The 25,566-nt window shown below is 44.3% G+C and carries 24 protein-coding genes, 1 tRNA gene and 1 pseudogene; 8 read left to right on the top strand and 18 right to left on the bottom strand.

Translation table 11 applies throughout. From position 1 onward, the window contains the following. Window positions 1-149, top strand: a pseudogene (locus tag MLE17_RS10335) (IS4 family transposase); the annotation flags it as partial. A gap of 423 nt (window positions 150-572) precedes the next feature. Here MLE17_RS10335 and MLE17_RS10330 read toward each other — a convergent pair. From MLE17_RS10330 to MLE17_RS10320, 3 genes are all read right to left on the bottom strand, one after another. Beyond that, entirely contained in the window at window positions 573-1,058 is a 486-nt protein-coding gene (locus MLE17_RS10330; RefSeq protein WP_243348717.1) for a hypothetical protein, read from the bottom strand. A 451-nt stretch (window positions 1,059-1,509) separates the two neighbouring features. Then, a tRNA-Lys gene (locus MLE17_RS10325) sits at window positions 1,510-1,582 on the bottom strand. Window positions 1,583-1,673: 91 nt separating this feature from the next. Beyond that, window positions 1,674-2,855 carry an exo-beta-N-acetylmuramidase NamZ domain-containing protein gene (locus MLE17_RS10320; protein WP_410795621.1) on the bottom strand — a complete coding sequence of 394 codons (1,182 nt, stop codon included), beginning with the start codon at window positions 2,853-2,855 and terminating at the stop codon, window positions 1,674-1,676. A gap of 42 nt (window positions 2,856-2,897) precedes the next feature. On the opposite strand from MLE17_RS10320, the gene MLE17_RS10315 reads away from it, so the two are divergent. Next, window positions 2,898-3,434, top strand: coding sequence for an HD domain-containing protein (locus MLE17_RS10315; RefSeq protein ID WP_243348716.1), 537 nt, complete (start codon window positions 2,898-2,900; stop codon window positions 3,432-3,434). A gap of 27 nt (window positions 3,435-3,461) precedes the next feature. Further along, on the top strand, window positions 3,462-4,307 hold the full coding sequence (locus MLE17_RS10310; protein ID WP_243348715.1) for a hypothetical protein: 846 nt from the start codon (window positions 3,462-3,464) through the stop codon (window positions 4,305-4,307). Here MLE17_RS10310 and MLE17_RS10305 read toward each other — a convergent pair whose 3' ends face one another. From MLE17_RS10305 to MLE17_RS10270, 8 genes are all read right to left on the bottom strand, one after another. After that, window positions 4,308-5,090, bottom strand: a complete 783-nt coding sequence (locus MLE17_RS10305) for a GNAT family N-acetyltransferase (RefSeq protein WP_243348714.1) — start codon at window positions 5,088-5,090, stop codon at window positions 4,308-4,310. Window positions 5,091-5,105: 15 nt separating this feature from the next. Beyond that, on the bottom strand, window positions 5,106-6,608 hold the full coding sequence (locus MLE17_RS10300) for a leucine-rich repeat domain-containing protein (RefSeq protein ID WP_243348713.1): 1,503 nt from the start codon (window positions 6,606-6,608) through the stop codon (window positions 5,106-5,108). Window positions 6,609-6,703: 95 nt separating this feature from the next. Continuing rightward, window positions 6,704-8,137 (bottom strand): leucine-rich repeat domain-containing protein, encoded by a 1,434-nt coding sequence (locus MLE17_RS10295; RefSeq protein WP_243348712.1) that lies wholly within the window; start codon window positions 8,135-8,137, stop codon window positions 6,704-6,706. Between the two features lie 97 nt (window positions 8,138-8,234). Then, window positions 8,235-10,160 carry a leucine-rich repeat domain-containing protein gene (locus MLE17_RS10290; RefSeq protein WP_243348711.1) on the bottom strand — a complete coding sequence of 642 codons (1,926 nt, stop codon included), beginning with the start codon at window positions 10,158-10,160 and terminating at the stop codon, window positions 8,235-8,237. A gap of 39 nt (window positions 10,161-10,199) precedes the next feature. Next, on the bottom strand, window positions 10,200-11,807 hold the full coding sequence (locus MLE17_RS10285; protein ID WP_243348710.1) for a leucine-rich repeat domain-containing protein: 1,608 nt from the start codon (window positions 11,805-11,807) through the stop codon (window positions 10,200-10,202). A 654-nt stretch (window positions 11,808-12,461) separates the two neighbouring features. Further along, window positions 12,462-12,851, bottom strand: coding sequence for a hypothetical protein (locus MLE17_RS10280; RefSeq protein WP_243348709.1), 390 nt, complete (start codon window positions 12,849-12,851; stop codon window positions 12,462-12,464). 211 nt (window positions 12,852-13,062) lie between these two features. Next, window positions 13,063-13,611: a methyltransferase family protein gene (locus tag MLE17_RS10275; protein WP_243348708.1), complete on the bottom strand. Its 549-nt coding sequence runs from the start codon at window positions 13,609-13,611 to the stop codon at window positions 13,063-13,065. Beyond that, window positions 13,612-14,583: a peptidoglycan DD-metalloendopeptidase family protein gene (locus MLE17_RS10270; RefSeq protein ID WP_243348707.1), complete on the bottom strand. Its 972-nt coding sequence runs from the start codon at window positions 14,581-14,583 to the stop codon at window positions 13,612-13,614. It abuts the gene before it with no gap. A 519-nt stretch (window positions 14,584-15,102) separates the two neighbouring features. Between MLE17_RS10270 and MLE17_RS10265 the strand changes: the two genes are divergently transcribed. After that, complete coding sequence (locus tag MLE17_RS10265) at window positions 15,103-15,324, top strand: DUF2905 domain-containing protein (protein ID WP_243348706.1); 222 nt, start codon at window positions 15,103-15,105, stop codon at window positions 15,322-15,324. A gap of 12 nt (window positions 15,325-15,336) precedes the next feature. On the opposite strand, the gene MLE17_RS10260 is transcribed toward MLE17_RS10265, so the two are convergent. Both MLE17_RS10260 and MLE17_RS10255 read right to left on the bottom strand, forming a co-directional pair. After that, window positions 15,337-16,068, bottom strand: coding sequence for a hypothetical protein (locus MLE17_RS10260; RefSeq protein ID WP_243348705.1), 732 nt, complete (start codon window positions 16,066-16,068; stop codon window positions 15,337-15,339). A 191-nt stretch (window positions 16,069-16,259) separates the two neighbouring features. Then, window positions 16,260-16,661 carry an acyl-CoA thioesterase gene (locus tag MLE17_RS10255; RefSeq protein WP_243348704.1) on the bottom strand — a complete coding sequence of 134 codons (402 nt, stop codon included), beginning with the start codon at window positions 16,659-16,661 and terminating at the stop codon, window positions 16,260-16,262. 94 nt (window positions 16,662-16,755) lie between these two features. Between MLE17_RS10255 and MLE17_RS10250 the strand changes: the two genes are divergently transcribed. The 4 genes from MLE17_RS10250 (at window position 16,756) to MLE17_RS10235 (ending at window position 18,655) form a co-directional block, all read left to right on the top strand. Then, window positions 16,756-17,160: a DUF134 domain-containing protein gene (locus MLE17_RS10250; protein ID WP_243348703.1), complete on the top strand. Its 405-nt coding sequence runs from the start codon at window positions 16,756-16,758 to the stop codon at window positions 17,158-17,160. Further along, window positions 17,153-17,377, top strand: a complete 225-nt coding sequence (locus tag MLE17_RS10245; RefSeq protein WP_243348702.1) for a hypothetical protein — start codon at window positions 17,153-17,155, stop codon at window positions 17,375-17,377. The genes MLE17_RS10250 and MLE17_RS10245 overlap by 8 nt, the downstream gene beginning before the upstream one ends. Further along, on the top strand, window positions 17,340-17,714 hold the full coding sequence (locus MLE17_RS10240; protein ID WP_243348701.1) for a NifB/NifX family molybdenum-iron cluster-binding protein: 375 nt from the start codon (window positions 17,340-17,342) through the stop codon (window positions 17,712-17,714). The genes MLE17_RS10245 and MLE17_RS10240 overlap by 38 nt, the downstream gene beginning before the upstream one ends. A gap of 110 nt (window positions 17,715-17,824) precedes the next feature. After that, window positions 17,825-18,655: a sulfite exporter TauE/SafE family protein gene (locus MLE17_RS10235; protein ID WP_243348700.1), complete on the top strand. Its 831-nt coding sequence runs from the start codon at window positions 17,825-17,827 to the stop codon at window positions 18,653-18,655. Between the two features lie 276 nt (window positions 18,656-18,931). Here the strand turns inward: MLE17_RS10235 and MLE17_RS10230 are convergent, their stop codons facing one another. The 5 genes from MLE17_RS10230 to MLE17_RS10210 form a co-directional block, all read right to left on the bottom strand. Then, window positions 18,932-19,117, bottom strand: a complete 186-nt coding sequence (locus tag MLE17_RS10230) for a DUF2892 domain-containing protein (RefSeq protein ID WP_243348699.1) — start codon at window positions 19,115-19,117, stop codon at window positions 18,932-18,934. 6 nt (window positions 19,118-19,123) lie between these two features. Further along, a complete protein-coding gene (locus MLE17_RS10225) occupies window positions 19,124-19,438 on the bottom strand; it encodes a hypothetical protein (RefSeq protein ID WP_243348698.1) in 315 nt (104 codons plus the stop codon). Window positions 19,439-19,508: 70 nt separating this feature from the next. Beyond that, the gene (locus tag MLE17_RS10220; protein ID WP_243348697.1) at window positions 19,509-22,712 is read right to left on the bottom strand and encodes an efflux RND transporter permease subunit; all 3,204 of its coding nucleotides are present in this window, start codon (window positions 22,710-22,712) and stop codon (window positions 19,509-19,511) included. A 201-nt stretch (window positions 22,713-22,913) separates the two neighbouring features. Next, entirely contained in the window at window positions 22,914-24,002 is a 1,089-nt protein-coding gene (locus tag MLE17_RS10215; RefSeq protein WP_243348696.1) for an efflux RND transporter periplasmic adaptor subunit, read from the bottom strand. 127 nt (window positions 24,003-24,129) lie between these two features. Next, complete coding sequence (locus tag MLE17_RS10210; RefSeq protein WP_243348695.1) at window positions 24,130-25,467, bottom strand: TolC family protein; 1,338 nt, start codon at window positions 25,465-25,467, stop codon at window positions 24,130-24,132. Between the last annotated feature and the right edge of the window lie 99 nt (window positions 25,468-25,566).

Genomic DNA, 25,566 nt, shown 5'->3' with positions numbered 1-25,566 from the left:
AACTTGACAGAACTACATATGAGGTTTTGCAGATCTTGAGTATTTCATTGACTGATAAAACTAATCTTAGAGAACTATTCAACAGAACTAAATTTCAAAATGACAAAGATCGTTTTAGGCTTAATGAGCCAAGTTTATTTGAGTTTTAATTACGTCCCAATTTTAATGGGACACTAGTGACTGAATCTAATCAATTAATGCAATTGACAGGTCATTCTTGTGTTTTGCGGGTGGGATTGGACGGGAATCAAAGGGTGCGGGAAAGAAATGTTTCTTTGGAGAAGATATTGGGTCGTTTTATAAGAGCGAAAGCAGGTCTTATCGCTTATTTGTGTTTGTTAATTTTGTAGGTAGGCTGTGGTGGACGCTGGAGTATATGGGGTGATGCGGTTACAAACCGCATCATTTTTTTTTATTTTAGTCTCGAATCAGCGGTTAAAAAACGCTGCACCCCGTTGCTTACTTCATATTGATCCATTGTTCTGATTTGTTGATTGGGGCAGCGGAGATCTGGATTTATAATAGCTTCACTCTTTAACCTGAGTCGTTTAATGGTAATCCATTTGATTTATCTATGGAATAAGATCAGCACCGATTCCCTTTTTATATAGTAGGCAGAAAGACTCACCTGCTTGCCCATAAAGTTTTTCAAAACCGGTTAAGTTCTCAAGATACTCTTTTAGCGGTTTATTGTTTAATGTCGATTCAAGTTTTAAATCCTCAATCCGGAATGGAAATTGAGTGTTAATAGGATTGGGCGTATGCAAAAAGAGAGCATCGCTTGCGCTATCAAAGTCAAGTATAATTGTGTATAATTGGAAATCTGTTTTTAGATTTCTGGTCTTCTCAATCAATAAATCGAAATGGCGAAATAATTTATCCAGGTGTGGTTTTCTTTTCCTGAAGCTATTATTGCCATGTCCATACCAATCAAAATGAATGTGCCAATTATCAAACCAGGTATCCGTTTTCTCAAAATCCAGCCATTTCATTTTATCGAATTCATTTTGAATTGATAAGTTCTTATAATATCGTCTTAATCCTCTCTGTCGCTTCATATAATTACAATTGATAAACGAGACTTAAAGTATTATTGATCCTGTCAGTTAGTATAACAATCAAATCTTTGTCCATAAATTCGTAGTCGTCCGGAATGTTCAAAATCTCAATAGGAGGAATGTCTAAATATCGATATAATTCCCTTAGTTTAGCCCTCTGTCCTGTCTCCATTACAAATATCAGGTCAGCCCAGTTTAAATCATTCTCTGTTATTTTTCTATCGCTTTTTGGACTTAATCCGGCTGAACGAATATTGAACCGATTATCATTTTTGAAAATCGACTCCGCTGTCCTGCTCCGTTTCTTATTTCGTCCACAAACTACTAATATATTGGGCCTATTTGTCATTTGTATGGGGGGATTTGGAGTATACTTGCAAACTGGAGACTTGTTTTTCGAGGTAGGTATTTTTTGAAAGAAAAAAGCCACTAATAATTAGTGGCTTTTCAGTGACCCCGGAGGGGCTCGAACCCTCGACCCATTGATTAAGAGTCAATTGCTCTACCAACTGAGCTACGGAGTCAATCGTTGGTGATTTGTATCAGCAAAAGTACAATAAAATTTAAACGTGCCAAATATTTCGTAGAGAAATTTTTATGTCTCCAGCCCTTATTTCATCGGGATTCCGTCTCTTCATAGAGCAGATATTTGCGGCGCGTTTCTTTGTATTTGTTTAACTCTTTCTGCCACAATCCTTTAATCTCTGTTTCTCCTTTTCCGGCAATAATCATCTTTCGAACAAGACTGGTTCCCATCAGCTGATCAAATCCGCGCGGTTGAGTGAAAAATAGGGCTCCCTGCCCGGACTTTTTATAATAATCGAGGAAGAACTTAAGGGTAAAACCGCCTTCAAATGATTTCTTGCGGAAATCAATCCCATAGCACAGCCTGTTTTTCTGCGCCGGATTCTTATCAAAACCGGGCAAGGAAACCGGAGTGAAGGTAAACGAGCCGAATCGTTTATCCGGATATCCGATGACCTGAAATGGGTAGGTAGTCCCGCGTCCCACACTGACCGCTGTCGCTTCGAAAAGGCAGAGGGAAGGGTATAACGAGACTGCCAGATCATTGGGCAGGTTGGGGGAGGGTTTTATGGGTAGGGAATAAGGCTGGTGATGTTTCCATCCCTCCACTTTGATCACCTGCAACGGACAAACCTTTTCTTTGCTTTTGAGCCAGTGTTCGCCGTTGACCATTTGTGCAAATTCGCCAACCGTCAATCCGTGCAAAAGGGGAATAGGTACAATCCCGACAAATGAACGCAGGGAATCCTTTATCACCGGCCCATCCACGTAATCGTTTGGATTGGGGCGGTCCAGCACGATTAACCGGATATGTTGATCGGCACAGGCTTCCATCACATAGTAGAGTGTGCTGATGTAGGTGTAGAATCTTGCTCCAACGTCTTGGATATCGAATATCACGGCATCTATACCTTGTAGTTGTTCGGCAGTCGGTTTCTTGTTTTTACCGTAAAGAGATACGATGGGCAGACCGGTCTTTTTATCTGTTTCGTTATGAATAGTTTCACCTGCATCTGCCGTTCCGCGAAATCCGTGTTCGGGGGCAAAGATGGTTTTGATGCCTATTTTCTGCGCTAACAGTGTATCCACCAGATGCGTGCGGTTGTCTTTCAATACCGAGGTCTGATTGACGACCAGCGCAATCTTTTTTCCTTTAATCAGAGGGAGTAGCTTATCCAGGCAATCGGCTCCGTTTAGCACCTTATTGGCTCCAATCATACTCAGGAAAGGAACGATAGTAAGGATTAATGTTGTTAAACAGACTTTTCTCATAAGTTATGCGTAATTTTGTAGTACAAAAGTACGCTTTTATAGATGGACCCGTTAGAGATCATACAGAAATATTACCCCGAAAATAGTAAAGCATATCCCATTCTGGTCGATCACAGCCGACTGGTTACGGACAAAGCCCTTGACCTGGCTCTTGATCATCCTGAGTTAGAACTGGACCTAAAGTTTGTGGAAGAGGCGGCCATGCTCCATGATATTGGCATTTACCTGACCAATGCGCCGGAAATCGGTTGTTACGGTGAACATCCTTACCTGCGACACGGTTATTTAGGGAGCCATATAATAGCAAGGGAAGGCTTTCCTAAGCATGCATTAGTATGTGAAAGACATACCGGGACAGGACTCACAAAGGATGATATCGTCAAGATGAATTTCCCGATTGTCCCCCGTGATATGCGTCCGGTGTCGCTGGAAGAACAGTTGATCTGCTTTTCAGATAAGTTCTATTCCAAATCAAAGCCGGGTAAAGAGAAGTCGGTGGAAGGAGTTCGCAAAAGTATGGCGAAATATGGCGAGCACCACGTGAAGAAGTTTGACCTTTGGTGTGAGATGTTTCTTTGAATTTTCAATACAATAAATATTTGTGGTATGAATAGTAAATTGGCTTTGTTGTTATTGCTTCTTGTTTGTTTTTCTGTGAATATGCTGGCTGAAGATGAAGCCGAAGAGAAGACATCATATTTCACGGCTTCAATGAATTATTCGACAAACTCGGTTTGGGAAGGTAGGTCCGATTCGATTGTCACTCCCTATATCGGGACAACGCTCGGTTATCACTTTAAATTCGGCGGATATATAAACGGAACCCTTAACTTCTATCCGAATCGCAAGGATAATGTACTGGATCAGTCTATTCTGCAGACCGGTTATGATTTTACTCTGATTAAGGATAAACTGAAAGGTGCTCTTTCCTATAGCGCTTATTTCAACAGCAAATACAGTACTCAGGTAAAATCAGAGATAAAAGGTGTAACCTCTGCCGGATTATCCTATGATGCCAAAATCTTCGAATGGTCTCTCAATGCCGATTATGATTTTGGAAATAAGAGTGATTTTACGCTTACCTCCTCATTGTCCAGATGGATTCAGGTTTTCAGTAAAGGAAATAATACCTTGTCGGTAAACCCGACGGTTACCGGATTTGCAGGAACGCAGAATCTCTATGCCGAGTACCTGAAGAACAGGGTGAATAAGATAAAACTACACGGTAAGAAGGCCGAAACAACAGCTGCATCAACCACTTCTACAGTGCAGACCTCTGAATATTCCCAATTTAATCTGGTTGATATAGATCTGGCTTTGCCGGTTGGTTATAGTTACCATGATTTGTCATTCAGTGTAACACCTACTTATGCCATTCCGTTGCATGTGCAGAGTGGTGAGTTTACATCACATCCTTTTTACGTGAATTTCTCGGTTGAATATAAATTCTGACTAAAGTTTCCTGACCCTTCTGGCTACCTTGCGTCGTATTTTTTCAAATGAAGGTGGAGGACCGGTTCGCACCTCTTTGCCGTCGATATATAGTGCGTCGGAGATTCCCCATTCATTTACAATCTCACGATTGGTGGTGTCATATTCTACGATCTCAATCTTTCCGGGGAATTCCTCCGAAGCCCGTTTAACCCGCTCATAGGCAAGCGTCATTACCGGACACCATCCGTTTCGGAAGAGGGTTACATTGACTTTACCGGAGCCTTTCGCCGGAAGTTTTTGTGGCCGGATAAATTTAGGTGCAATGGCGTCTTCATTAAATGGTTTCCACAATAGCCGCATCATCCCGTATTTGTCCACCACTTTATGCCCCTGCCGTTTAAACCACGAGGCCCGCATAAAGACCGGAAGTATCAAGCCCCACGTGACCAGCCCATCAGCGCCAAGCTCACGACAATCCTCTTCTGCCGCTAGAATCAGGGCTTTCCCCATTCCTCGATGGCGATAATCCCCGCGTCCTTGTTTGTGCCCGTGTACCCAGATGCAGAGCACGACATAGAGATTCTTGCCCTCAAACATGGAATGCTCGATGGGTATGTATTGAATCATACCGCCGATGATTCCGTGATCATCTACGGCATATTTTACCCTGATGCCTTTGTCTTTCATCTTTTCGTACCACTTTTGCTTAAAGTCTCCGGCTTCTTTGATGTCGTCAGACCATTCTTCAAGACAGCAGAAATAGTGGTGCTGGTTTTCGGGGGTGATATCGATGATTTTCATGGAGATATAATCCGGTTAATATAGAACTACTTTGGTTGTGTATTCTCCAATCTTCAGAATGTATAAGCCTTTCGGTAAATCAATTGCTATTCTGCTGGATTGAGGGTAAATGGTTTTGATATAAGCTCCTGTTGATGTGAAGAGTTGAACGGATGCATCGCAGTCTTCAATAGAAATCTGATTTTGATTTGTATAGATTTTTAATCCGTTAATATTGGTATTTCTGATTGCGGATGGAAAGTCCTTTTCGGATATATTTGAGAATAATGACCAGATCGGGTCTGTTTGATAGGCTGATTTTGATCCTATGGGAACATAAAGCAGGCAATTTAGATAATCGACTAAAGAAAAAGTGGAAGGAATAATATTCGGAGGTATAGGATTGGCTGCCTGAATTGTTTTTAAACCAGAACATCCTGCAAATGTTTCAGTAGGTATAGAGGTTAAATTTTTACTTAGATATAATTCTTCAAATCCGGAGCAATAAGCAAAGGTTGAAGTGCCGATAGAAGTTACAGAATTAGGAATTGTCAAGGTTCCGATCAGACCGTTGCAATACATGAAAGATGCATTCCCGATAGAGGAAACCGAGCCTGGAATAGTTAATGAACCGGTTAACCCGGAACAGAGTGCAAAAGCATTATTTCCTATTGTCGTTACAGTCGTTGGTATAATTAATGTACCAGTTAGTCCAGTGCAATTAGAGAATGTAAAAGGATTTATAGCTGTTAATGAATTTGAGATTGAAAGATTTCCTGTGAATCCGGAACAATTTTGAAATACCCTTTCACCTATAGTCGTAACAGAATTCGGAATTAGGAGATTCCCTTTTAGCCCTGAACAATATGAAAATGCGGCAGTACCAATGGTCGTTAAAGAACCTGGAAATGTCAGAGTGCCATTTAATCCAGTACATTGAGTAAAAGCATAACTCCCGATTGTGGTAACGGAATTGGGTATGACCAGATTTCCTGTCAGTGCTGAACAATTTGAAAATGAAGAAGAACCAATAGTTACTAATGACGCTGGAAAGGTAACTTCCGTTAATCCTGTACAACTGGCAAAAGACAGATCTCCGATTTTCTGAACATGATCCGGTAATATAACGCTGTTTATTCCGGAACAATAGTTAAAGGCGTAATCACCAATTGATGTTGTCGAACTCGGCAATTTAATGCTCTTAAGTCCGGTTTTATAGAAGAAAGCCCGTTTGGGTATTTCATTAGCCGGATAGCTAAGCGATGCCGTGGAATATGTCCCTCCGGTTCCGGTATATGCCGCAATATTGCTTGCTGACAAATCTAAATTGGTTAGAACGGTCATTTCATCCCGTAAGAATTTGACATCACTTGCGTCAATAGTACCCGTTACAGTCAAATCAGTAATGGTGGTTTTTTCAGTTGAAGTAATCAATGAGTTCAAAGTTCCTGCTGTGGTGACGTTTACGGTTTTGCTGACTTGTCCGAAAGCAACTGTATTCAGCAGGAATAGGCTTAGGATAAATAATAAGTTTTTCATGGTTAGGTGTTTTATAAGGTTTGGTTAGATGAGACTCCGAAACCCTAATGCTGCAGGCTTCCGGACACTTCTTTGGCATGATTAAAAAAGATCGTTTACAGGATAATCTTGTGAAAATGATTACCCAAGCGAATAATGTACATGCCGTTAGGCAAGTCAATCGCGAGTTTGCCTTCCTGACATTGCAAGACCTTGATGAGCTGCCCCGTCACGCTATAGATTTGAATCAGGGCGTCTGACTGACTGCATTCAACTATGAGCTGGCCATTCGTAGTGTAAACATCATTTTTGCTAATTACTACGTTATTTGTCGCAGCTGTAAAATCCATTTCCGAGACAATCTGGAAGTTTGACCAATAAGATGCAGCTTTGTATACCGCTTTTTTCCCGATAGGAACATATAGAGTGCAGGTGCTGTATGGTACTCCGGAGAATGTTGTGCTTGTAATAGCCGGGGGAACAGGATTCGTCGCTTTAACTATATTCAAAGCATAAAATCCACCGAATGTACTTTGTGGGATGGTGCTGATATTTTTGCTTAGGTAAAGTTCTTCTATATAAGAACAATATTGAAAAACAGCAGCACCGATAGAAGTGACAGAGTTTGGTATAGTCAGTGTTCCTGACAGTCCATAGCACCAATGGAATGCACCTTCTCCGATAGTTGTCACGGAGTTGGGGAAGGTGAGTGAGCCGGAAAGTTTTTCACATGAGGAAAAAGCATCAGGCCCAATAACCGTTATAGATCCGGGAATAACTAATGAGCCGCTTAATGCTGAGCAATTTGCAAAAGTAGCTGTGCTGATTTCGGTTAAAGAGTTTGATAGTGTCAGTGTTCCGGTAAATCCGTAACAGTTCTTAAAAGAACTTTCTCCCATAGCCGTAACCGAGTTGGGAATCACGAGGTTGCCTTTCAGTTTTGTACAGTATGAGAACGCAGAGGAGCCAATTGTCTTTAATGAGCTGGAAAGAGACAGGTTCCCGTCTAAACTGTTACATTGATAAAAAGCACTTGCTCCGATATCTGTTACCGAATTGGGAAAAACCAGGTCACCCTTCAGTCCGGAACAGTTTGAAAATGCACTTTGCCCAACGGTTACCAGGGATGCCGGAAAGGTAATTCCTGACAATCCGCTGCAACTGGCAAACGCCATATCCCCGATAGATGTCAGAGATATGGGTAGTGTAATGGTTTTTAGTCCATTTTTGTTGTATAAGCCACGTTGGGGGATTTCATTGGCTGGGTATGTGATTGCGGAAGAAGTGGTTCCTTCAGCTCCGGAGTAGCTAACAATACCAACGCCTGACAAATCGAGGCTGATAAGTGCCGTCATATTGTCCCGCATAAACTTAAAGTCGCGGGCATCTATGCTCCCGGATATAGTCAGATCGGTTACGGTTGTGGCCTCAGTAGTCGTGAGCAATGTGTTTAAAGTCCCTGCTGTACCAACGTTTACGGTTTTGCTGACTTGTCCGGATGCAATTGTATTCAGCAAGAAGAGACTAAGGAGTAAGATAATGTTTTTCATGGTTGGTCGTTTATAAGGTTAGGTTAGAAAAGTGATTCAGGAAGCCCGACAAAGCAGGCTTCCTGACACTTCTTTTACATGACTGAAAAGAAAATACTTACAGCATAACCTTGAATGAGCGGTTACCAAACCGAATAATGTAAATGCCATCAGGCAAGTCAATCGCCAGTTTGCCTTTCTGACTTTGCATGACCTTAACAAGTTGTCCTCTCACACTATAGATTTGAATCAGGGTGCCGGACTGACTGCATTCAACGATGATCTGTCCATTCGCAGCATAAACACGGATCTGCTCCTGGATTGTATTGACTATTGTAGTGAAGTTTTGTTCCGTTATAGTGGTAAAATATGACCAATATGGTGCAGACTGGTAAGAACTTGTTGAACCTGTCGGGATGATGAGCTGGCAAGTGGTAAAGTCCACATCTTCAAATGTGTGCATGCCGATTGAAGGTGCTGTAGGACGGGCCGATTGAATCTTTGTAAGGCCAATACATCCGAAAAAACAGTAATCGGGGATTACACCGATATTGGCAGGCAGATATAATTCCGTTAATCCGTAGCATCCGTAGAAAGCTTCTTCTCCGAGGGTGTTTACTGTCTCCGGAATAATGAGCGCACCCGACAACGCGGCACAATCGGTGAAAGCGCTGCTCCCGATTGACGTGACGGAGGAGGGAATAGTTAATGTTCCCGTCAGCCCGGTGCATTCGTAAAAGGTATAATCGTTGATCGTTGTCAAAGCATTTGATATTGTAATAGAGCCTTTAAATCCGGTGCAGTTGGCAAAAGCTCCTTCTCCCAGGTTGGTGACTGTATTGGGGATAATCAGATTTCCGGTGAGGTGGTTGCAGTAATAAAAGGCATAGTTACCAATAGTTGTAACGGAAGCGGGAATCGTCAGACTTCCAATTAAACCGTACCCATAGGCAAATGCGTAGTCAGCAATTGTAGTAACTGTACCGGGAATCGCACACGAACCGGATTTTCCGGTTGGATATTGAAGTAAAGTAGTAAAGTCTTTATTATACAACAGATTATTGTAAGAGGAATAAGTGGGGTTATCACCAGCTACGGAAAACGATGTAATAGAGCTTCCCGCAAAGGCTGCTGTTCCGATAGAGGTGACGGACGCCGGGATAGTCAGAATGCCCGTAAGCCCCGAACATCTGCTGAAAGCAAAAGCTCCGATGGTATTAACTGATGTGGGAATAGTGAGGGTTCCTGTCAGTCGGTAACAGTTTAAGAATGCGCTATCCTTTATCGTAATTATCGAAGTGGGCAATGTCAATCCGGATGAAAGACCAGTACAGTTCATAAATGCTTTAATCCCAATGGTGGTAACAGACGAAGGAATGGTCAATATCCCGGTTATTCCGGAGCAACCATAAAAAGCTGCATCTCCCACAGACGTGACTGTAGAGGGAATAGTATAATTGGCTGTTGTTTTGCCATACGGACAGAGAAGCAATGTGGTTTGGAGCTTATTGAAAAGTATCCCATCAATAACAGAGAAGCTACTGTTTCCACTACCAACGGAGAAGGCCGTTAAGGCAGTATTCGTAAATGCTGCTTTTCCGATAGAAGTCACAGGATCGGGAATGGAAAGTGTTCCGGCAAGCTTTATACAGTTATAGAAAACTGAATCACCAATTGACGTTATGGAAGTGGGCAAAGTTATCGAGGTCAACAAACTTTTGGTGTTGAATGATGATACCGGCATTTCATTGGCTGCATAAGTTGCAGTACTGCGGACGCTGGTACCGCCGGTACCGGAATAAGCAGCGATAGTTACCCCCGATAGATTCAAATTGGCGAGCTGTGAAATATTGTCCCGCATAAATTTGAAATCCCGGGCATCAATTGTACCGGTTACGGTGAGATCTGTGACTGTCGTCCTTTCTGTAGAAGTGAGTAAGGTACTCAACGTGCCTGCGGATGCAACATTGACGGATTTGGATACAGCACCTGATATTACAGATGTTATGCAGGCAAGACTCAGGGTAAGTATTATTCGTTTCATAGCCTGTTATTTATTAGCTGTCAGATTTTACCGGCCGGATCAGTTCTTTACAATTTTACGGGTTACAGATAATTCTCCAACATTTAGTTGTACGATATAAATTCCATTTGCCAGCTCAGAGATGGAAATAGATTCGTCTCCTGAGATATTTTTAGCAATCAGCTGTTTCCCTGCTGTATTATAGATTCGGAGGATTGCCGGACCGTTAATGCCTTCTGTCCGGATTCTGTCGCCTGATGTGTAGATTTGAGGTTTATCAATCACAGCATCTGATTTCCCTGTAGGAATTAATTCTACAATGGAGGAAAACTCTTTCCACTGATAAGCATTGGCATAAGCGCTTTTTGCATTTTGGGGGACATATAAAATACAAGTAGGGTCAATTCCATAAAAAACAGAGTAGGTACTACTCAGGTCAATGGGGACTGAGCGGGATACATAAAATGAGGTTAGGTTACTGCAATTGAAAAATGCATTTTCTCCGATAACTCCTACCGATAGAGGAACAGAGAATGTTGTCAGACCGGTGCAGTTATAGAACGCATATGGTCCGATAGTGGTAACAGATGATGGGATATCGATTGAGGTCAGGTTCTTACATTTGTAGAATAGACTGCTGCTTATCGAGGTCAATGTAGCTGGAAGTGATACCGAAGCCAGATTTATACATTCGGTAAATGCATTATTACCAATAGAGGTCACTGATGAGGGTATCGTAATAGACAGAAGTGTATCGCAGTGGGCAAATGCGTAGCTGCCGATAGTTGTTACCGAGTTGGGTATATCTATTGAGGTTATGCTTTTGCAGTAGTTGAATGCGTTTTCCCCAATCGTGATCACAGAGGTTGGGATGGTAACTGACGTCAGACTGTCGCAAAAGGCAAAGGCATAGTTCCCGATGCTGGTCACTGTAGCCGGAGGGGTGTAGTGTCCACGAAGAGAGGACGGGCATTGTAATAAGGTAGTCTGAGTCTTATTAAAAAGTACACCTCCATTGCTGGAATAATAGAGGTTGGCCGGATCTACAATAAACAGAGCCCCACATCCGAAAAAAGCACCGTCCCCGATAGAGGTTACCGACGCCGGGATATTTATTGAAGACAGGCTTTTACAGCTGGAGAATGCAGAAGCGCCGATCGTTTTTAGTACTGTAGATCCGGTAATGGAGGATAGGTTATAGCAATCAGAAAATGCCTTATCTCCGATGATTGTAACCGATGAGGTCCCTGTTACGGAGATTAAATTACTGCAGTTCATAAATGCTTCTGCATTTATCCTGTTTACCTGGGTATTTACAATGACGGAGGTTAATGAATTGCTGCTGTATAAGGCATAATCCGGAATGGCTTTAGATGGATAGAAAACGGATAAACCAGACCAGTTATCAGTTCCGTCAGTACCTGTATAGGATGCAATATTCGCTTCGCTGATATCCAGTACTGACAATGAAGACATTTCATCACGCATGTACCTGAAATCGCGTGCATCTATGGAACCTTTGATTGTAAGATTTGTAACTGTGACTCTCTCTGTAGAGGTGAGTAGGGTATCTAACCCTCCCGGTGTTGCATTGACGGTTTTGTAAACCTGTCCGATAGCAATGGATGCTATAAAAATAAATCCAAGGGTAAAAATAAGCTTCTTCATGACCAACAAGTTCAGTTTAGGTTAAATACAGCGAATCCTGTAAAATAATATCCTGCAAGGATATGAGATGGTTATTAGTCGGTAAAGCAGATTAACAACTAATCATGTGACGAAGCATAACAATGTGAAAACCTTATCAGTAAGTATAGATGATTATAAAATCATCTTCAGGTATATAACAAACTGAAGGTAACAAGAGCTGCCTTCGGAATGGATTTTTAGCATTTATAAAGATTTATCGGATAGCTGGTCTGTTTATCAGATAAACGACTGCTAAACAAAGGATAAAGATTGATTGTATTAATAGCTCTATAACGGTTTGTGTGGCAAGGTATCTATTGAGTCCTTTTTAGGGAAAGAATTTACCTAAAGGATTTCGTGGGATAATTTAGGATAAACTCTATCTAAATGATTTTAGCCACGAATGCACGAATTAAACACACCATATAACCTTTTGTTAATCAGGTGAACTGAAAATCGTAGTTTCACGAATCTTTTTTCATTACTGAAAAAAGAAAAGACACATTACATATTCGTGGATTCGTGGCTAGATAAGTATGATTGTTTAAACCTTTAATATATCACCCACACAAAACGTTATAGAGCCGTATTAATCTTATCTCGTGAAGTCTTATCCTCTTTAATTTCGGGTATCTATTTCAGTTTGATTGGTTTGGTGACAATTAATTTCCCGTCCGGCGTCATCTTGGTATCGTCCATATCTTCTTCAAAGGCTTGGTTGCCGGAAGCCCCTCCATTCAGGTGATATCTGACGGTGGTATTGTCCCATTGGGTCTGGTCCAGATTAGATAAATCAATTGTCGAAACAATGAGCAAATAATCATCCTTTAGCTCTGAAGCTTTGCCGAGTACAAATTCTTTTATCTCGCCCAGATCATCGGTCGGATTGGAATGCGCAATTGCAACCTCTTTTTCTCCGGCATTGGCTTTGTAAACGACCGTATGCGCAACGCCCTGGGTTTTGACTTTGACTCCTAGGGTAATGGGATGGTCGTTTTCACCGGTGGTGTACGTTCTTTTCATTTTGTATATCGTTTAAAGTTAAAGTAGCGTGACTTTGAATTGCGAATTTTATATTTTGGTGCTCTACCCCGACGTAACCTGAAGCGGTAGAGCCGCGTAATATTTGTATCAGGGCTTCTGTATTACTTCTGTTTAATCCTTTTCATATGTCATTAATTATTTCTGTTTTGGCTACATATGGTGCCGATAACTATCGGCATCGCATGTAATGTCATGCTCCTTTATGAACATTTGATCTTGCTCGTTTCATCGGAATAAACCGGGATACTTTTTTCTTGTACTCCAGATATTCATCGCCGAAATCATCCAGCAGCCTTTTTTCTTCGGAAAACTTAATCATATAGCTCATGAAGGTAAAAAAGGCCAAAACCGTCAGCAGGCAGATCAATGAATTCTGTAGAATACCCACCCCGAAATAGAGCGTAAATGCTCCAAACATCATCGGATTGCGACTATAACGATAAGGTCCGGTCGTCACCAGCTTTTTGGTTTTGGGACTGATGGAGATATTAAATGCCTGAGCAGGCCCGCCTTTTCCCACATTAAAGAGAAAGATATTAGACCAGATTGCAAAGACGGCCCCGACAACCAGGAACGGAGTTGCGATGATCCAGCGTATGGCTTGCGATTCTATCAGGCTGATGTGTGTAACGGAATGATCCCATGCGCCCAGATTAACCAGACCCATGGGTATCAGGATTCCAAACATCGTTAAGCCTAATGTGTATCCAAGGATATGTCTGATAAGATTTGACATCATTTATGCCGTTCTGATCAATTGTCCCATTTTGATAATGCCATTTCTGATTCTGTTCAGATGGCGTAATACATCCACCGTTGTTCCGTATTTTTCGGCGATAGAGTGGAGAGTGTCTCCCAGTTGCACCTTGTGGTAAGCAATACCTTCCACTTTAGCCAGTTCTTCGCCTCTCTTCCGTTTTTTTGTATCGGCATAGAAAACATAGGTATCCATGTGTGTCACTTTATTCTCAAAGTCGATAATCTCAGCCGGATTGATTGCGACACCCAGGAAACGGGTTTCGAAGTGAAGGTGCGGACCGGTAGAATGTCCTGTATTTCCTCCCAATCCGATCACTTCACCGGCTTTGACGTATTGTCCCACTTTGACGATCTGGCGGGAGAGGTGTCCGTAAACGGTTTCCAATCCGTTGTTGTGGCGGATTACAATGACTTGTCCGTAACCGCCCGACTGATAGGCTACAACACGTACTTTTCCGGAAAAAGCAGCGTGAATAGGTTCTCCAACGGTTACTTTCAGATCGGTTCCATAGTGAAAGCGATGCATACTCGGGCGAAATCCGTAGTTGGAAGTTACTGCTCCCATGCAGGGCATGCTGAATGCAGACAAATCTATCGCAACAGATTCGGGAAGATTGTTCATCTCCTTATAAGGATTGACTGCGTTGGTATTCCAGTCGTTGTTGTACAATCCCAGTGCCGGATAGAGGTCTTCCTCATTTTCAGTCGCAATACTCGGTCGAAAGGCGGAGATTGAATCAATCCTTTGCTTTATCCGATTGATCTTAACAGCATCGGCAAGCATTCCATTTCCTGCATAAGGCGACTGTTTGGCATGATGTGCATGGGTACGATGTATAAGGGTGCGTCCCGCAAATTTACGAGAGTGGCGGTGTTTCGTCTTAGCATGAACATTCAGGTGCATAAAAAGGGAACCGACTGACATAAATACATATAATACAGTCCTTTTCATGGCGGTTGCTATTTTAAGAGCCTGTTTAAATTTTATTGCTCGACTTTTTTAGGGCTATTTCGGAGTAGATTTTTTGCTTTTATCCCGCTGATTTAGCGGGATAAATCAAGGGGGAAAAGTGAAAAATATGCCCGAAAGAGGCTAAAAAAGGAGCAAAGAAAGGAGACTCTTCTCCATAATGAAATTGTTTAGGTAAAATTTAAACAGGCTCTAAGTTGCAGCGGATAATGACATTATACTGCTGTTTTCGGAATTCTTTCTATGTATATCTTGTTGTTCCTATCGGAACGGGAACCAATGCCCTCCCTGACGATAAGCAGAATCGCTTTTGCAGATAGTGTTTAGGTTAAAAGGGTACTTTCTTATAAAACAAGTGCCTTAGATGGTTGGTTTTGGTTGGTGCGTTAAGGATGGTAAAGAGGGCGTTTTCTAAAGGCAGCGCTCAGCATTACAAATCGAGGGTGTCTGTGTATTGTGTACTTTCCATTAACTTTGTTCGTCTAATTATCACTGGAAACTATGCATAATACTGGAAAAGTTCTGATTTTATTGGGTTTAATCGCTGTGATAGCAGGAATCGTAGTCTATTTCTGGGGAGATAAGTTCTCCTGGCTGGGCCATTTGCCCGGCGACATTTGTATTGAAAAGGAGAACTTCAGGTTTTATTTCCCAATAACCACGATGATTATAGTCAGTGTGGTGTTGTCAATAATCGTCCGGATAATTCAGAAGCTATTTTAACCGGGATAGTTTTCAAATAGTCAATAATAGCCCCAGGTAGGAGGTAAAGAAACCTCCGTTCACCAGACTGTGTCCTGCCGAGAAAATCAGATGTACTTTGGGGCTCGCATTGATTGACCCTCCGAGATTAAACGCTGTGACAGGTTTCACACCAATCGCATCCGATGAATGATAGTAGAGCTCGCCACCCAGCATCAGGGTGGGAGAGAAGTCGTATTGTACCTCCCAGCCCGAGAAGATATAGTTGCGGTTGCCTTCTCCCGGATTGATCCAGTATCCCATACCTCCGTATGTGGTTAATTTGCCCCACGACTTTTGCGCCCAGACCGGGATGAAGATTTTGGCTTTTCCATTGCTGAATGTCTCATTTTTTATCGTGGGTACTTCAATGATTGGAAAGATTCCACCCTGTGGACGTGAATCGGTTTCTTGCAGGAAACGGAATTTGACTCCCACTTCGGTCTCTGTATATCCGAAAGAGGCTTTCTGATGCGGTACGGTCGTGTAATTCACCGGCATCAGCAAATGTATCTGCACATCAGGTACCAGACCATAATTCACTTCAAAATGCGGTGATGTTCCCGACCAGACTCCTTGTTGGTAGTTGTTTACTGTCGAAACATAATATTCCCAATGTTTGTATTCAACCGGCTCCGGATCATCGGTATTGAAGGGCGGCCCGGCGTAGCTTTTTTGTGCACACAATAGAGCAATCAGGCAGGTTAATATCAGCAGTTTTCGCATAACGTTATTTGTCTTTCATTCAGAACTTTGGTTCTACAAATAACATCTCTGTTCAACTCCTTGTTTTATGTGCTGGAATAATATTTGTATAGTTTGAAAATTGAACTGGCAGTACTCCAGTTTTTACCTCACTCTTTGTAGCTACTGTTTATGATTATTTACTTTACAGAAGTGGCTCTGATTTCCCAAAATTAGTGGGTTGTAATCCCGATAGGATAGCTGATGCGACGGGGACGATTCTCATCATCAAGTGCAGCAAATACAAATGCACCTTCCACCGCTTTTTCGCGTTTCTCGCCATACATCTCTTCCATGTAGATTTCCACCTGTACGGTCAGTTTGACCGGACCTGCCTTCTCCACACGTCCCACTACCTCGACGAAAGAGCCCGGGGAGATTGTTTTCAGGAAACGGATATTTTCCGTGTTAACGGTAAACATACGTTGTCGGGTAAAGCGCGTGGCGGTAATATAGGCCACCTCGTCCATCCACTGCATGGCCTGTCCGCCAAAGAGCGTTTCGTTAGCATTTAACGTGCTGGGGAATATGGCCTTAAACTGGCGGGTTTCGCTGGATTCTATTCGTTGTTTCATTTGTCTGACGGATTAATTCTGTGGCAAAAGTAGTGATTAAATGAACATATGTTCATAATAACTGCTATATTTGCAGCCCAGAAATCAATTACAGATGGCAAGAACGCCCCAGAAACGTAAGATAACAGCTCCTCCTACCATGGAGGGTTTCAAGCCGTTTGGCATACCGATGAGTACGCTCGAACCGGTCATTCTGCTCTTTGAAGAGTACGAGGCAATTCGCCTGTGTGACTACGATGGGCTGACACAGGATCAGGCAGCTGAACGGATGACTGTATCGAGGCCTACCTTTACGCGCATCTATGAAAAGGCGCGCCGGACCATTGCTCAGGCCTTTGTGGAAGGCAAAGCCATTTTTATCGAAGGGGGCAATTATCATACAGACGAGCACTGGTACCGTTGCGAATCCTGCAAAAAACTGCTCATTGAGCAAGAGGAAACCGAACAATGCGGCTATTGCCAGTCAGCCGAACTCCGAAAACTGAACTCAAATGGATAAATGTAAAGAAGAGGGGCTCTATAACGGTTTCTGCATCTGCGTGTATTGCGGAACCCGGCAACCTCACCTCAAAGGCGTTCCCTGCCGTGAAACCGCTTGTCCAAACTGCGGCAAGTTCATGATGCGCGAAAATGGATATCATCATCAATTATACATATTAAAAAAAGGAGACAAAGATCATGAAAGTAGCGATCCCGACACGGGGTACTGTGGTTGACGACCACTTCGGCCATTGCGAGAAGTACACCATTTATACCATTGGTGCGGACAACCATATCGAAAGCACCGAAACACTTCCATCGCCTCAGGGCTGTGGTTGTAAATCAAACATCGCTGCGGAATTGAGAGAGAAAGGCGTAAAAGTGATGCTGGCCGGTAATATGGGCGAAGGTGCGATGAAGAATCTGGTTTTGCGCCAAATCGAAGTCATCAGAGGCTGTAAAGGCGAGGTAGATGAATTAATTGCGGCTTATTTGCAGGGAAGAATCAACGATTCGGGTGTGGGTTGTGATCATCATCACGATCACGGCGCCGATCATGTGTGCTCGAAATGAAGACATACGATTCAAGTCTATATTCCAAAATAAATAGGAGGATATCTAAACTATCCCCCTTATTCTTAAAGTCATAATTAGCAATCTGTGTCAACAAAAATAGCGGTATTATGGACAGCATTTATATGATCATCCCGCTTGGCTTTCTGATCGGTACCGTTGGCACCCTAATCGGTGCTGGCGGTGGGTTTATATTGGTTCCCATCCTGATCCTATTGCATCCGGAACTCAGCACCGAAACCATCACTGCAATATCGATGGCAGTGGTTGCCTGTAACGCTCTGTCAGGTTCAGTAGCCTATATGTCTTCCAAAAGAGTTGATTACAAGGCAGGCTTTGCATTTGCCCTGGCAACGGTGCCTGGTTCAATACTTGGTGTGTTTACCACCAGACTCATTCCGCGAACTACTTTTGATATTCTTTTTGGCATCTTGTTGCTCGGTTTAGCGCTTTTTCTTTTCCTAAAGGGAGGCATGAAGATGGCGGTCACGAAACCCGCTTCCTCGCATAAAGGGTGGGTGCAGCAACATCTTGTCGATAAGTGGAATGAATCCTATGATTATGCTTACGATATGTTTAAAGGAGCATTTCTAAGCCTTTTTGTGGGGTATTTCTCTCCATTGCTGGGGATTGGCGGTGGGATTATTCATGTGCCGGCTCTGGTGGAGTGGTTGCGTTTCCCCGTACACATTGCCACGGCTACTTCGCATTTTATCCTTGCCATCATGGCCACGGTGAGTGTGATTGTTCACATTTACAACGGAACCTACAATGATCCCCTGATTCTGAAAATGGTCATAGGGCTGGTGGTTGGCGTGATACCGGGGGCGCAACTGGGCGCTTACTTATCCCGGAAGATTCACGGCAGGATGATTATCAAGGCATTGGCGCTTTCCCTTATCGTTGTGAGCATCCGGATTTTATTGTCAGGTATGATCTGACGTCTTCCTAAAGCATTTATTCCTGTACGAAAGTCGAAATAATTGATGCCATCCTTTCTTATCGTCGCCCTACTTTTCTACGGTTGCTCTTACACCTCCGTCATCAGAATCGTATTAAGGGAGTGAACTGCCTCCAAAAAGATGGAGACATAACTTTTTGGAGGCAGTTCAAAAATACTCAACCGTATCAACTTTTCCTCTACTTTTTTCTATACAACAAAAGCGCTGACTCATTCTGATCCAGCGCTTTTGTTGTATTTCTATGGGTAAACATGGCTATTCCCCGATGCGCATCTCTTTCAATATCCATTCCAGGGGACAAAATCGGGTAAATGCAGATTGAAGAAGGTTGACTCCTACAAATACACCGAGCCAAACCCAGTTGGGTGAAACGGTGAGGGTGAGTGTTACGCTAAGTAGCATCATAATCCCTGCTACAGCACGGATAATTCTTTCTCTCATAATCTTTTATATTTTGCTGAATGACTCAACGGGTAAAACAAATGCATGAATGGGAAATTGAGACTGATCGTTGCAGTTACGTGATGTGATCATTTCTATGGCCGCATCGGCAGATGCCGCATCGGTAAAGCTGAAGAATACAACAGAGTCAAACTCTCCGTTTTTACTGCCAAACCAGTTGTTCAGAGCGTTGGGGTTACCATTATTGCGTTTGTAACCGGTGGTTTCCGACACACTAAAAATGGATATTCCAGCCTCTTGCAGAAGTTTCGATACTTCGTGCTTATCGTCGGTGAGCGAGGTGATGATTAAGAGTTTCATAGGGGGTAGATGTTTTTTTAATTTAAGGGGATGAGACCTGACAGGTTTTTAAAACCTGTCAGGTCTGAACTTACTTACTTTCCGGATATTTCTTCCGCATCATTTTGAAGTAAAGCAAAGGCACTACAATCAAAGTCAGCAGCGTTGAGGTAAATGTACCTCCCATCAGCGAGATAGCCAGCCCCTGGAAGATCGGGTCGAACAGGATCACAACCGCACCTAAGGCAACTGCACCGGCGGTCAGCAGGATAGGAGTGGTACGAACAGCTCCCGCTTCTATGATAGACTGTTTCAGGGAAATGCCTTCCTCCAGCCTGATATTGATAAAGTCAATGAGCAAGACCGAGTTTCTCACCATCACACCCGCTAAGGCAATAAAGCCAATCATGGAGGTGGCGCTGAAGAAGGATCCCATGATCCAGTGACCAATCACGATACCGATCAACGAGAGCGGAATGGCAGCCAGCATTACGATAGGTACCATGAAATTCTGGAACCAGCCGACAATCAGCATATAGATGATGATAATCACAATCAGGAAGGCGATGCCCAGGTCACGGAATACCTCGTAGGTAATCTGCCATTCACCGTCCCATTTCAGGGTATAGTTGTCTTCGAGTTCTGGCTGTTTACTGTATTCTTCGTTAAGCTTATAGCCGGCAGGAACTTTCACCTCTTTGAGTTTATCCGAAATCTTAGTCATAGCGTAGAACGGACTTTCCAGTTTACCCGCCATATCGGCCACCACGTACACCACACGCTTCTGATCTTTACGGAAGATGCTTTTTTGAGATACATCTTTCTTGATAGTGATTAAATCGCTTACCGGTACAGCCATGCCCTGACGGTTGATAATTTTCAGATTGCTCAGGTCGTTGAGTCCGGCTTTGTCGGCATCACTCAGTTGCAGTAGGATATTCACCGGCTGGAAGCTGTTGGTACGGTGCAACACTCCTGTGGGCATGCCCGACATGGCGCCTCTTACGGTAGCCACTACCTGTGCAGGAGCAATACCCATTTTCATTGCTTTCTCTTTATCCACGTCGAAGTTCAGTTCCGGTTGGTCAGCTTCCACCATCCAGTCTACATCGACAACGTCTTCCGTATTGGCTACGATGTGTTTCACCTGGTCGGCGATTTTCATCTGCTCGTTGTAGTCCGGACCGTAAATTTCAGCCACCACAGTGGACATCACCGGAGGGCCGGGAGGAACCTCCACCACTTTTACATTAGCATTGTATTTCTTCGCAATGGCCTGAATGGCAGGTCGCATTCCCTTTGCAATCTCGTGGCTCTGAGCTTTACGTTCTTTTTTATCCACCAGATTTACCTGGATATCAGCCACATTCTCGCCGCGGCGCATGTCATAGTGACGAACCAGACCGTTGAAGCTGATTGGAGCAGAAGTACCCACATAACCCTGATAGTTGGTGACCAACGGCTGTTTGGCGATGTATTCCGAGATCTCCTGCGTGATGGCAGCGGTGCGTTCGAGCGTAGTTCCTTCAGGCATATCAATCACCACCTGAAATTCATTCTTATTGTCAAACGGCAACATCTTCACCGGAACCGATTTGGTATAAAATAATGTCAAAGAGCCTAAAAGTATTGCTACAGTCACGAGCATGAATGTCCAGCGCTTTTTGCGGTTTTCGAGCAGCGGAACGATGGTCTTGTAGTACAGACGGTAGATTTTGCTGTCCTCCATCTTATGCTCTTTGTGTTCCTTGCCGGCTTTCTCTTTTTCCCTCAGGAAAATGTAACCCAGATAAGGAGTCAGGGTCAATGCAATAATGAGCGAAATCAGCATCGCAATAGATGCTCCAATCGGCATCGGACTCATGTAGGGTCCCATCAATCCGGACACGAACGCCATCGGCAATACTGCCGCGATTACAGTAAATGTCGCCAGAATGGTTGGATTTCCTACCTCGTTGATGGCGAAGATGGCAGCCTGATGGAACGGCAGACGTTTCATCTTGAAGTGGCGGTGCATATTCTCGGCAATGATGATGGAGTCGTCCACCACAATCCCCGTTACAAACACGAGGGCAAAGAGCGTAATCCGGTTGAGCGTATAATCAAGGAAATAGTAGGCAAAAAGTGTCATGGCAAAGGTGACCGGAACCGACAGGAAGACCACTAATCCACCGCGCCAGCCCATCGCCAGCATCACAAACAAGGTAACTACGATAATAGCGATGAACAGGTGCATCAGCAGTTCGGATACTTTTTCAGAAGCCGACTCCCCGTAGTTACGGGTGGTAGTCACTGTTACGTCATTCGGAATCAGGTCTTTCTTCAGGTGATCCACCTTACTCAGAATTTGCTCGGAGAGGTGCATCGCATCGGCTCCTTTTTTCTTGGCAATAGCCAATGTTACGGCAGGGTATTCGCCTTTGTGCTTCAGTTGGTCTGCCTTACTGGCCGCTCCGTAACCGAAAGTCACGTACTGGCGGGGAGTTTCTGCTCCGTCTTCCACTTTAGCGACCTGACGGAGATAAACGGGCTGGTTGCCGTTAGAACCCACAATCAGATTGGCCACATCATCGGCGCTGCTCAGGAAGTTGCCGGTCTCCACAGAGAATGCGGTGTCGGCTTTCAGCAGATTGCCGGAGGTCATTTGTGCGTTACTGCCCTGGATTTGTTGGCTGATAGAGAGGAAATCGACATGATTTTCGGCCATTTTATCTTTATCCAAAACAACTTTCACCTGACGGCTGCGACCTCCGAGGATAGTCACGTTGGCAACGTTGGGAATCTTCTTGATTTCGGTGGTCACCACTTCTGCTAGTTGGGTCAGGGCATAATCACTGCTTTTTTCGCTCCAAAGGGTGAGGCTCAATGCAGGTACGTCATCGATGGCACGGGTTTTCACCAAAGGCATGGTTACGCCTTGCGGGAATTTATCCATGTTCTTCATGATCTCGTTGTAGAGCTTCACGAGGGAACGTTCGATGTCTTGTCCCACGTAAAACTGCACCGAAACCATTGCCTGGCCTTTCATCGAGGTGGAGTAAACGTGCTCCACGCCTTTGATATTGGAGACCACTTTTTCCAGTGGTGCGGATATGGTCGATTCCACCTCCTGCGGTGATGCACCGGGGAAACCGATCATGATGTCGGCCATTGGCACATCGATTTGGGGTTCTTCCTCACGCGGTATCAGGTATGTACTGTAAGCCCCTATCAGCAGGAAGGCTATCATCAACAGTACAGTCAGTTTTGACTTTAAAAATGCGTTGGCTATTTTGCCGGATAATCCTTCTTTCATAGTTGAGAATGTTGTTTTTAATTGGCCGAAAACCATTTGTATCATCAGCACAGGGCAACGCCCTGTGTAAAATGTTTTCGAAGAATTTGCACCCTGTATGGGCAATCTGTTTTTATTTTGCCCTTTCAGGGCGCAGGTTGTCGGGGGATTCTTTTCCTGGGGCGATACCCCGGGCTGATGTTATTTCAGACTTTCAGCCTGTTAGTTTTTCGCAACGACCGTTACTCCGTTATACAATTTTCCGTCCGCTTGTAGCACGAACCGCTCATTCGCATTCAGTCCCGAAAGAACCTCCACCTGATCACCTGAAACTTTGCCCAAACGCACCCAACGGAGCGAGGCTTTGTTTTTGTCCGAAACCACATAAAGGCCGGTCAACTGGTCGCGATTGACGATGCTGGCTACCGGAACCTGAATGCTGCCCGATTGTGAAGAACCTGTTGATTTACCGGCTACAGTGGCGTTGGCATACATGCCGGAGAGTAACTCTTTCTGCTGGTTGGCCGGGATAGTGATTTTTACCACGTATTGACCACCGGTAGCTTGGGAGGAAGGGCTTAGCTCTGTTATCTTTCCCTGGAAGCTTTTGCCGGTCGATTTGATGTCCACCTGTGCTACCTCTCCCACATTTATTTGATTGATATCACTCTCCGAAACCGTTGCACTGAGGCGAAGCAATCCGTTCTGTTCCAGAATTAACAACGGCATTCCGGGATTTGCCATGCTACCTTCGTCGGCCAGCTTTTGGGTAATGACACCGGAGAAAGGAGCCGTGATGTTAGTGTAGCTCAGCATGGCATTGACCTCCTTCAATCCCTGGCGGGCCGCTTCGAGGTTCGATTTGGCTGCGGTGTATTGCAGGGTGACGTTTTCCAGCTCTTTGTCTGATGCGCTTTGCTGTTTGTGCAACGTCTGGAAGCGGTTGTAGTCCTTGGCAGCATTCTTATAGGCTGCTTCTGCGGCGGCAATCATCGCCACGGCCTGTGCCTTTTTCGCCTGAATGTCTTTGCTGCTGATGGTGGCGAGCAAAGCGCCTTTCTGTACGCGATCGCCTACTTTTACCCTGATGGAGGAGATGTAGCCCATCACGCGGGTACTGATGTTGGCGGTATTTTCTGATTCGAGCTTTCCGCTTAGGAGGATGCCGGAACCACTGTTGCCGGATGGGGTTGCAATTACTACCGGAACGGGCTTGGTGTCGTCGGTTACGGCTTCGTTTTTTTCTTTGGATGAACAGCTCGTCATACCTATGACGACTGTCAGTAAGGCTGTGGATATGAGTGATTTCATAAATGTTATAAATAAGTCCCCTAAATTCCCCGACGGGAAACTTGCAGGAGTGCGGTTGTTGAATCGTTATATTTATTGATTATTCGAAGTATTCATTTTCAAATCCTCAAATTTGCTAATCTGCAGATTATCTGGCTCCGAGAAACACCAGATAAGCCAGTGTCAGGTTATTTCCGTAAATGGCTTGAGCTAGCGAAAGCTTCTGTTGCAGCAGTTGTGAGTGCGCCATCAGCAGATCGGTAGTGGAGACTAATCCCTCGTTGTAGCGATCCTGCAGGATACGGAGTGACTCTTCTGCCTGTCCTACCGATACGTTTTGGCGGTTGATCTCTGCCAGAAGATCCATGCGGTCGCGGTGAGCCTTGTTGAGTTCGAGCTGGCTCTGGTCGGTCTGCTGACGAAGCTGTGTGTTGACTTTTTCGAGTTCCGCTTTGCTGGAGTTTATCTTGTGATAATTGTTGAGACCGTTGAAGATGGTCCACGAAACTTTCAATCCCACCAGATAGGAGTTGGCATTGAAACGATCCATCTTGTAGTCGTTAAGCTGGTAGCTACCGAATGCATTCAACTTCGGATAGCAGCTCAACTGTGCCGCTTTGACCATCATCGAAGAGGCTTCGGAGGCCTTTTTCAGAGCCATCAGGTCGGAACGGGCGGGGGAGACTTCGGTGGCTACGGATGCTGTTTCGGATTCCAGTTGCAGCGAATCCACGTTATAGATTACGCTTGCCGGTTCGCCCATCGTAAGTGCCAAAGTTTCCGAAGCGCTGCTGACATTGCTTTTCGCTTTGGTCAAGTAGCTTTCGACGGTCGCCACATTTACCTGCACATTGAGCAGATCGGATTTCTTGATCAATCCCTGCTCGAAGTAACGGCGGGTATTGGCTTCGATGCGTTTGGCGTTTTGTAACGACTCTTCCAGTACCGAAACCGAACGGTTGGCCAGTTGCAGTGTGAGGTACGCTTTCGTTACATCAAATTGCACATATTCTTGCGAACGTTTGTGTTTGTATTCGTAAAGCTCCTTTTGCTTGCGGGCTGCAGCACGCTGGAAGTAGGTGTCCACGTTGATGAGCGGTTGCTTTACCTCCACCTTCGCGCTGAAGTCTTTGCTGTTGCTTGGATTGTTGAGGCGTGTCGGGTCGAAGTCGGCCATCGTTACATTCTCCTGTTGTAGCTTAAATCCGAATGCGTTCAGTGGATTGTTTGTCGCCATCGCTGTGTAACCCAGCTCCACGTGCGGAAGCAGGATAGCATCCGTCTGGCGGTAGTTTGATTTGGCGATTTGGGCTTCGAGGCCCGATACTTTGAGCGATGCGTTGTTGTCCATCGCGGTGGAGACGGCCTCCTTCAGCAGAAGGTGTTTTCCTGCGGGGGCTTGTGCCGCTATTTTTCCTGCGGGGAGGATAACACTTGTCAGTAAGGCTATTCCGAGGAGGCGGCTTTTGAGTGTAGTAACTGCCATATTGTTTTTGATTTTTGTTTCTTGCTGCAAAGGTAGAGCAGGCAAAAATCGTGGTCAGCTACTTTTGTTACATAAGGGGGATTTTGATATTTCGTGGTT

It is taken from the genome of Parabacteroides sp. FAFU027 (assembly GCF_022808675.1).
Taxonomy (GTDB): domain Bacteria; phylum Bacteroidota; class Bacteroidia; order Bacteroidales; family UBA7332; genus CAXXIC01.
This window is presented reverse-complemented; position numbering and strand designations above follow the sequence as displayed.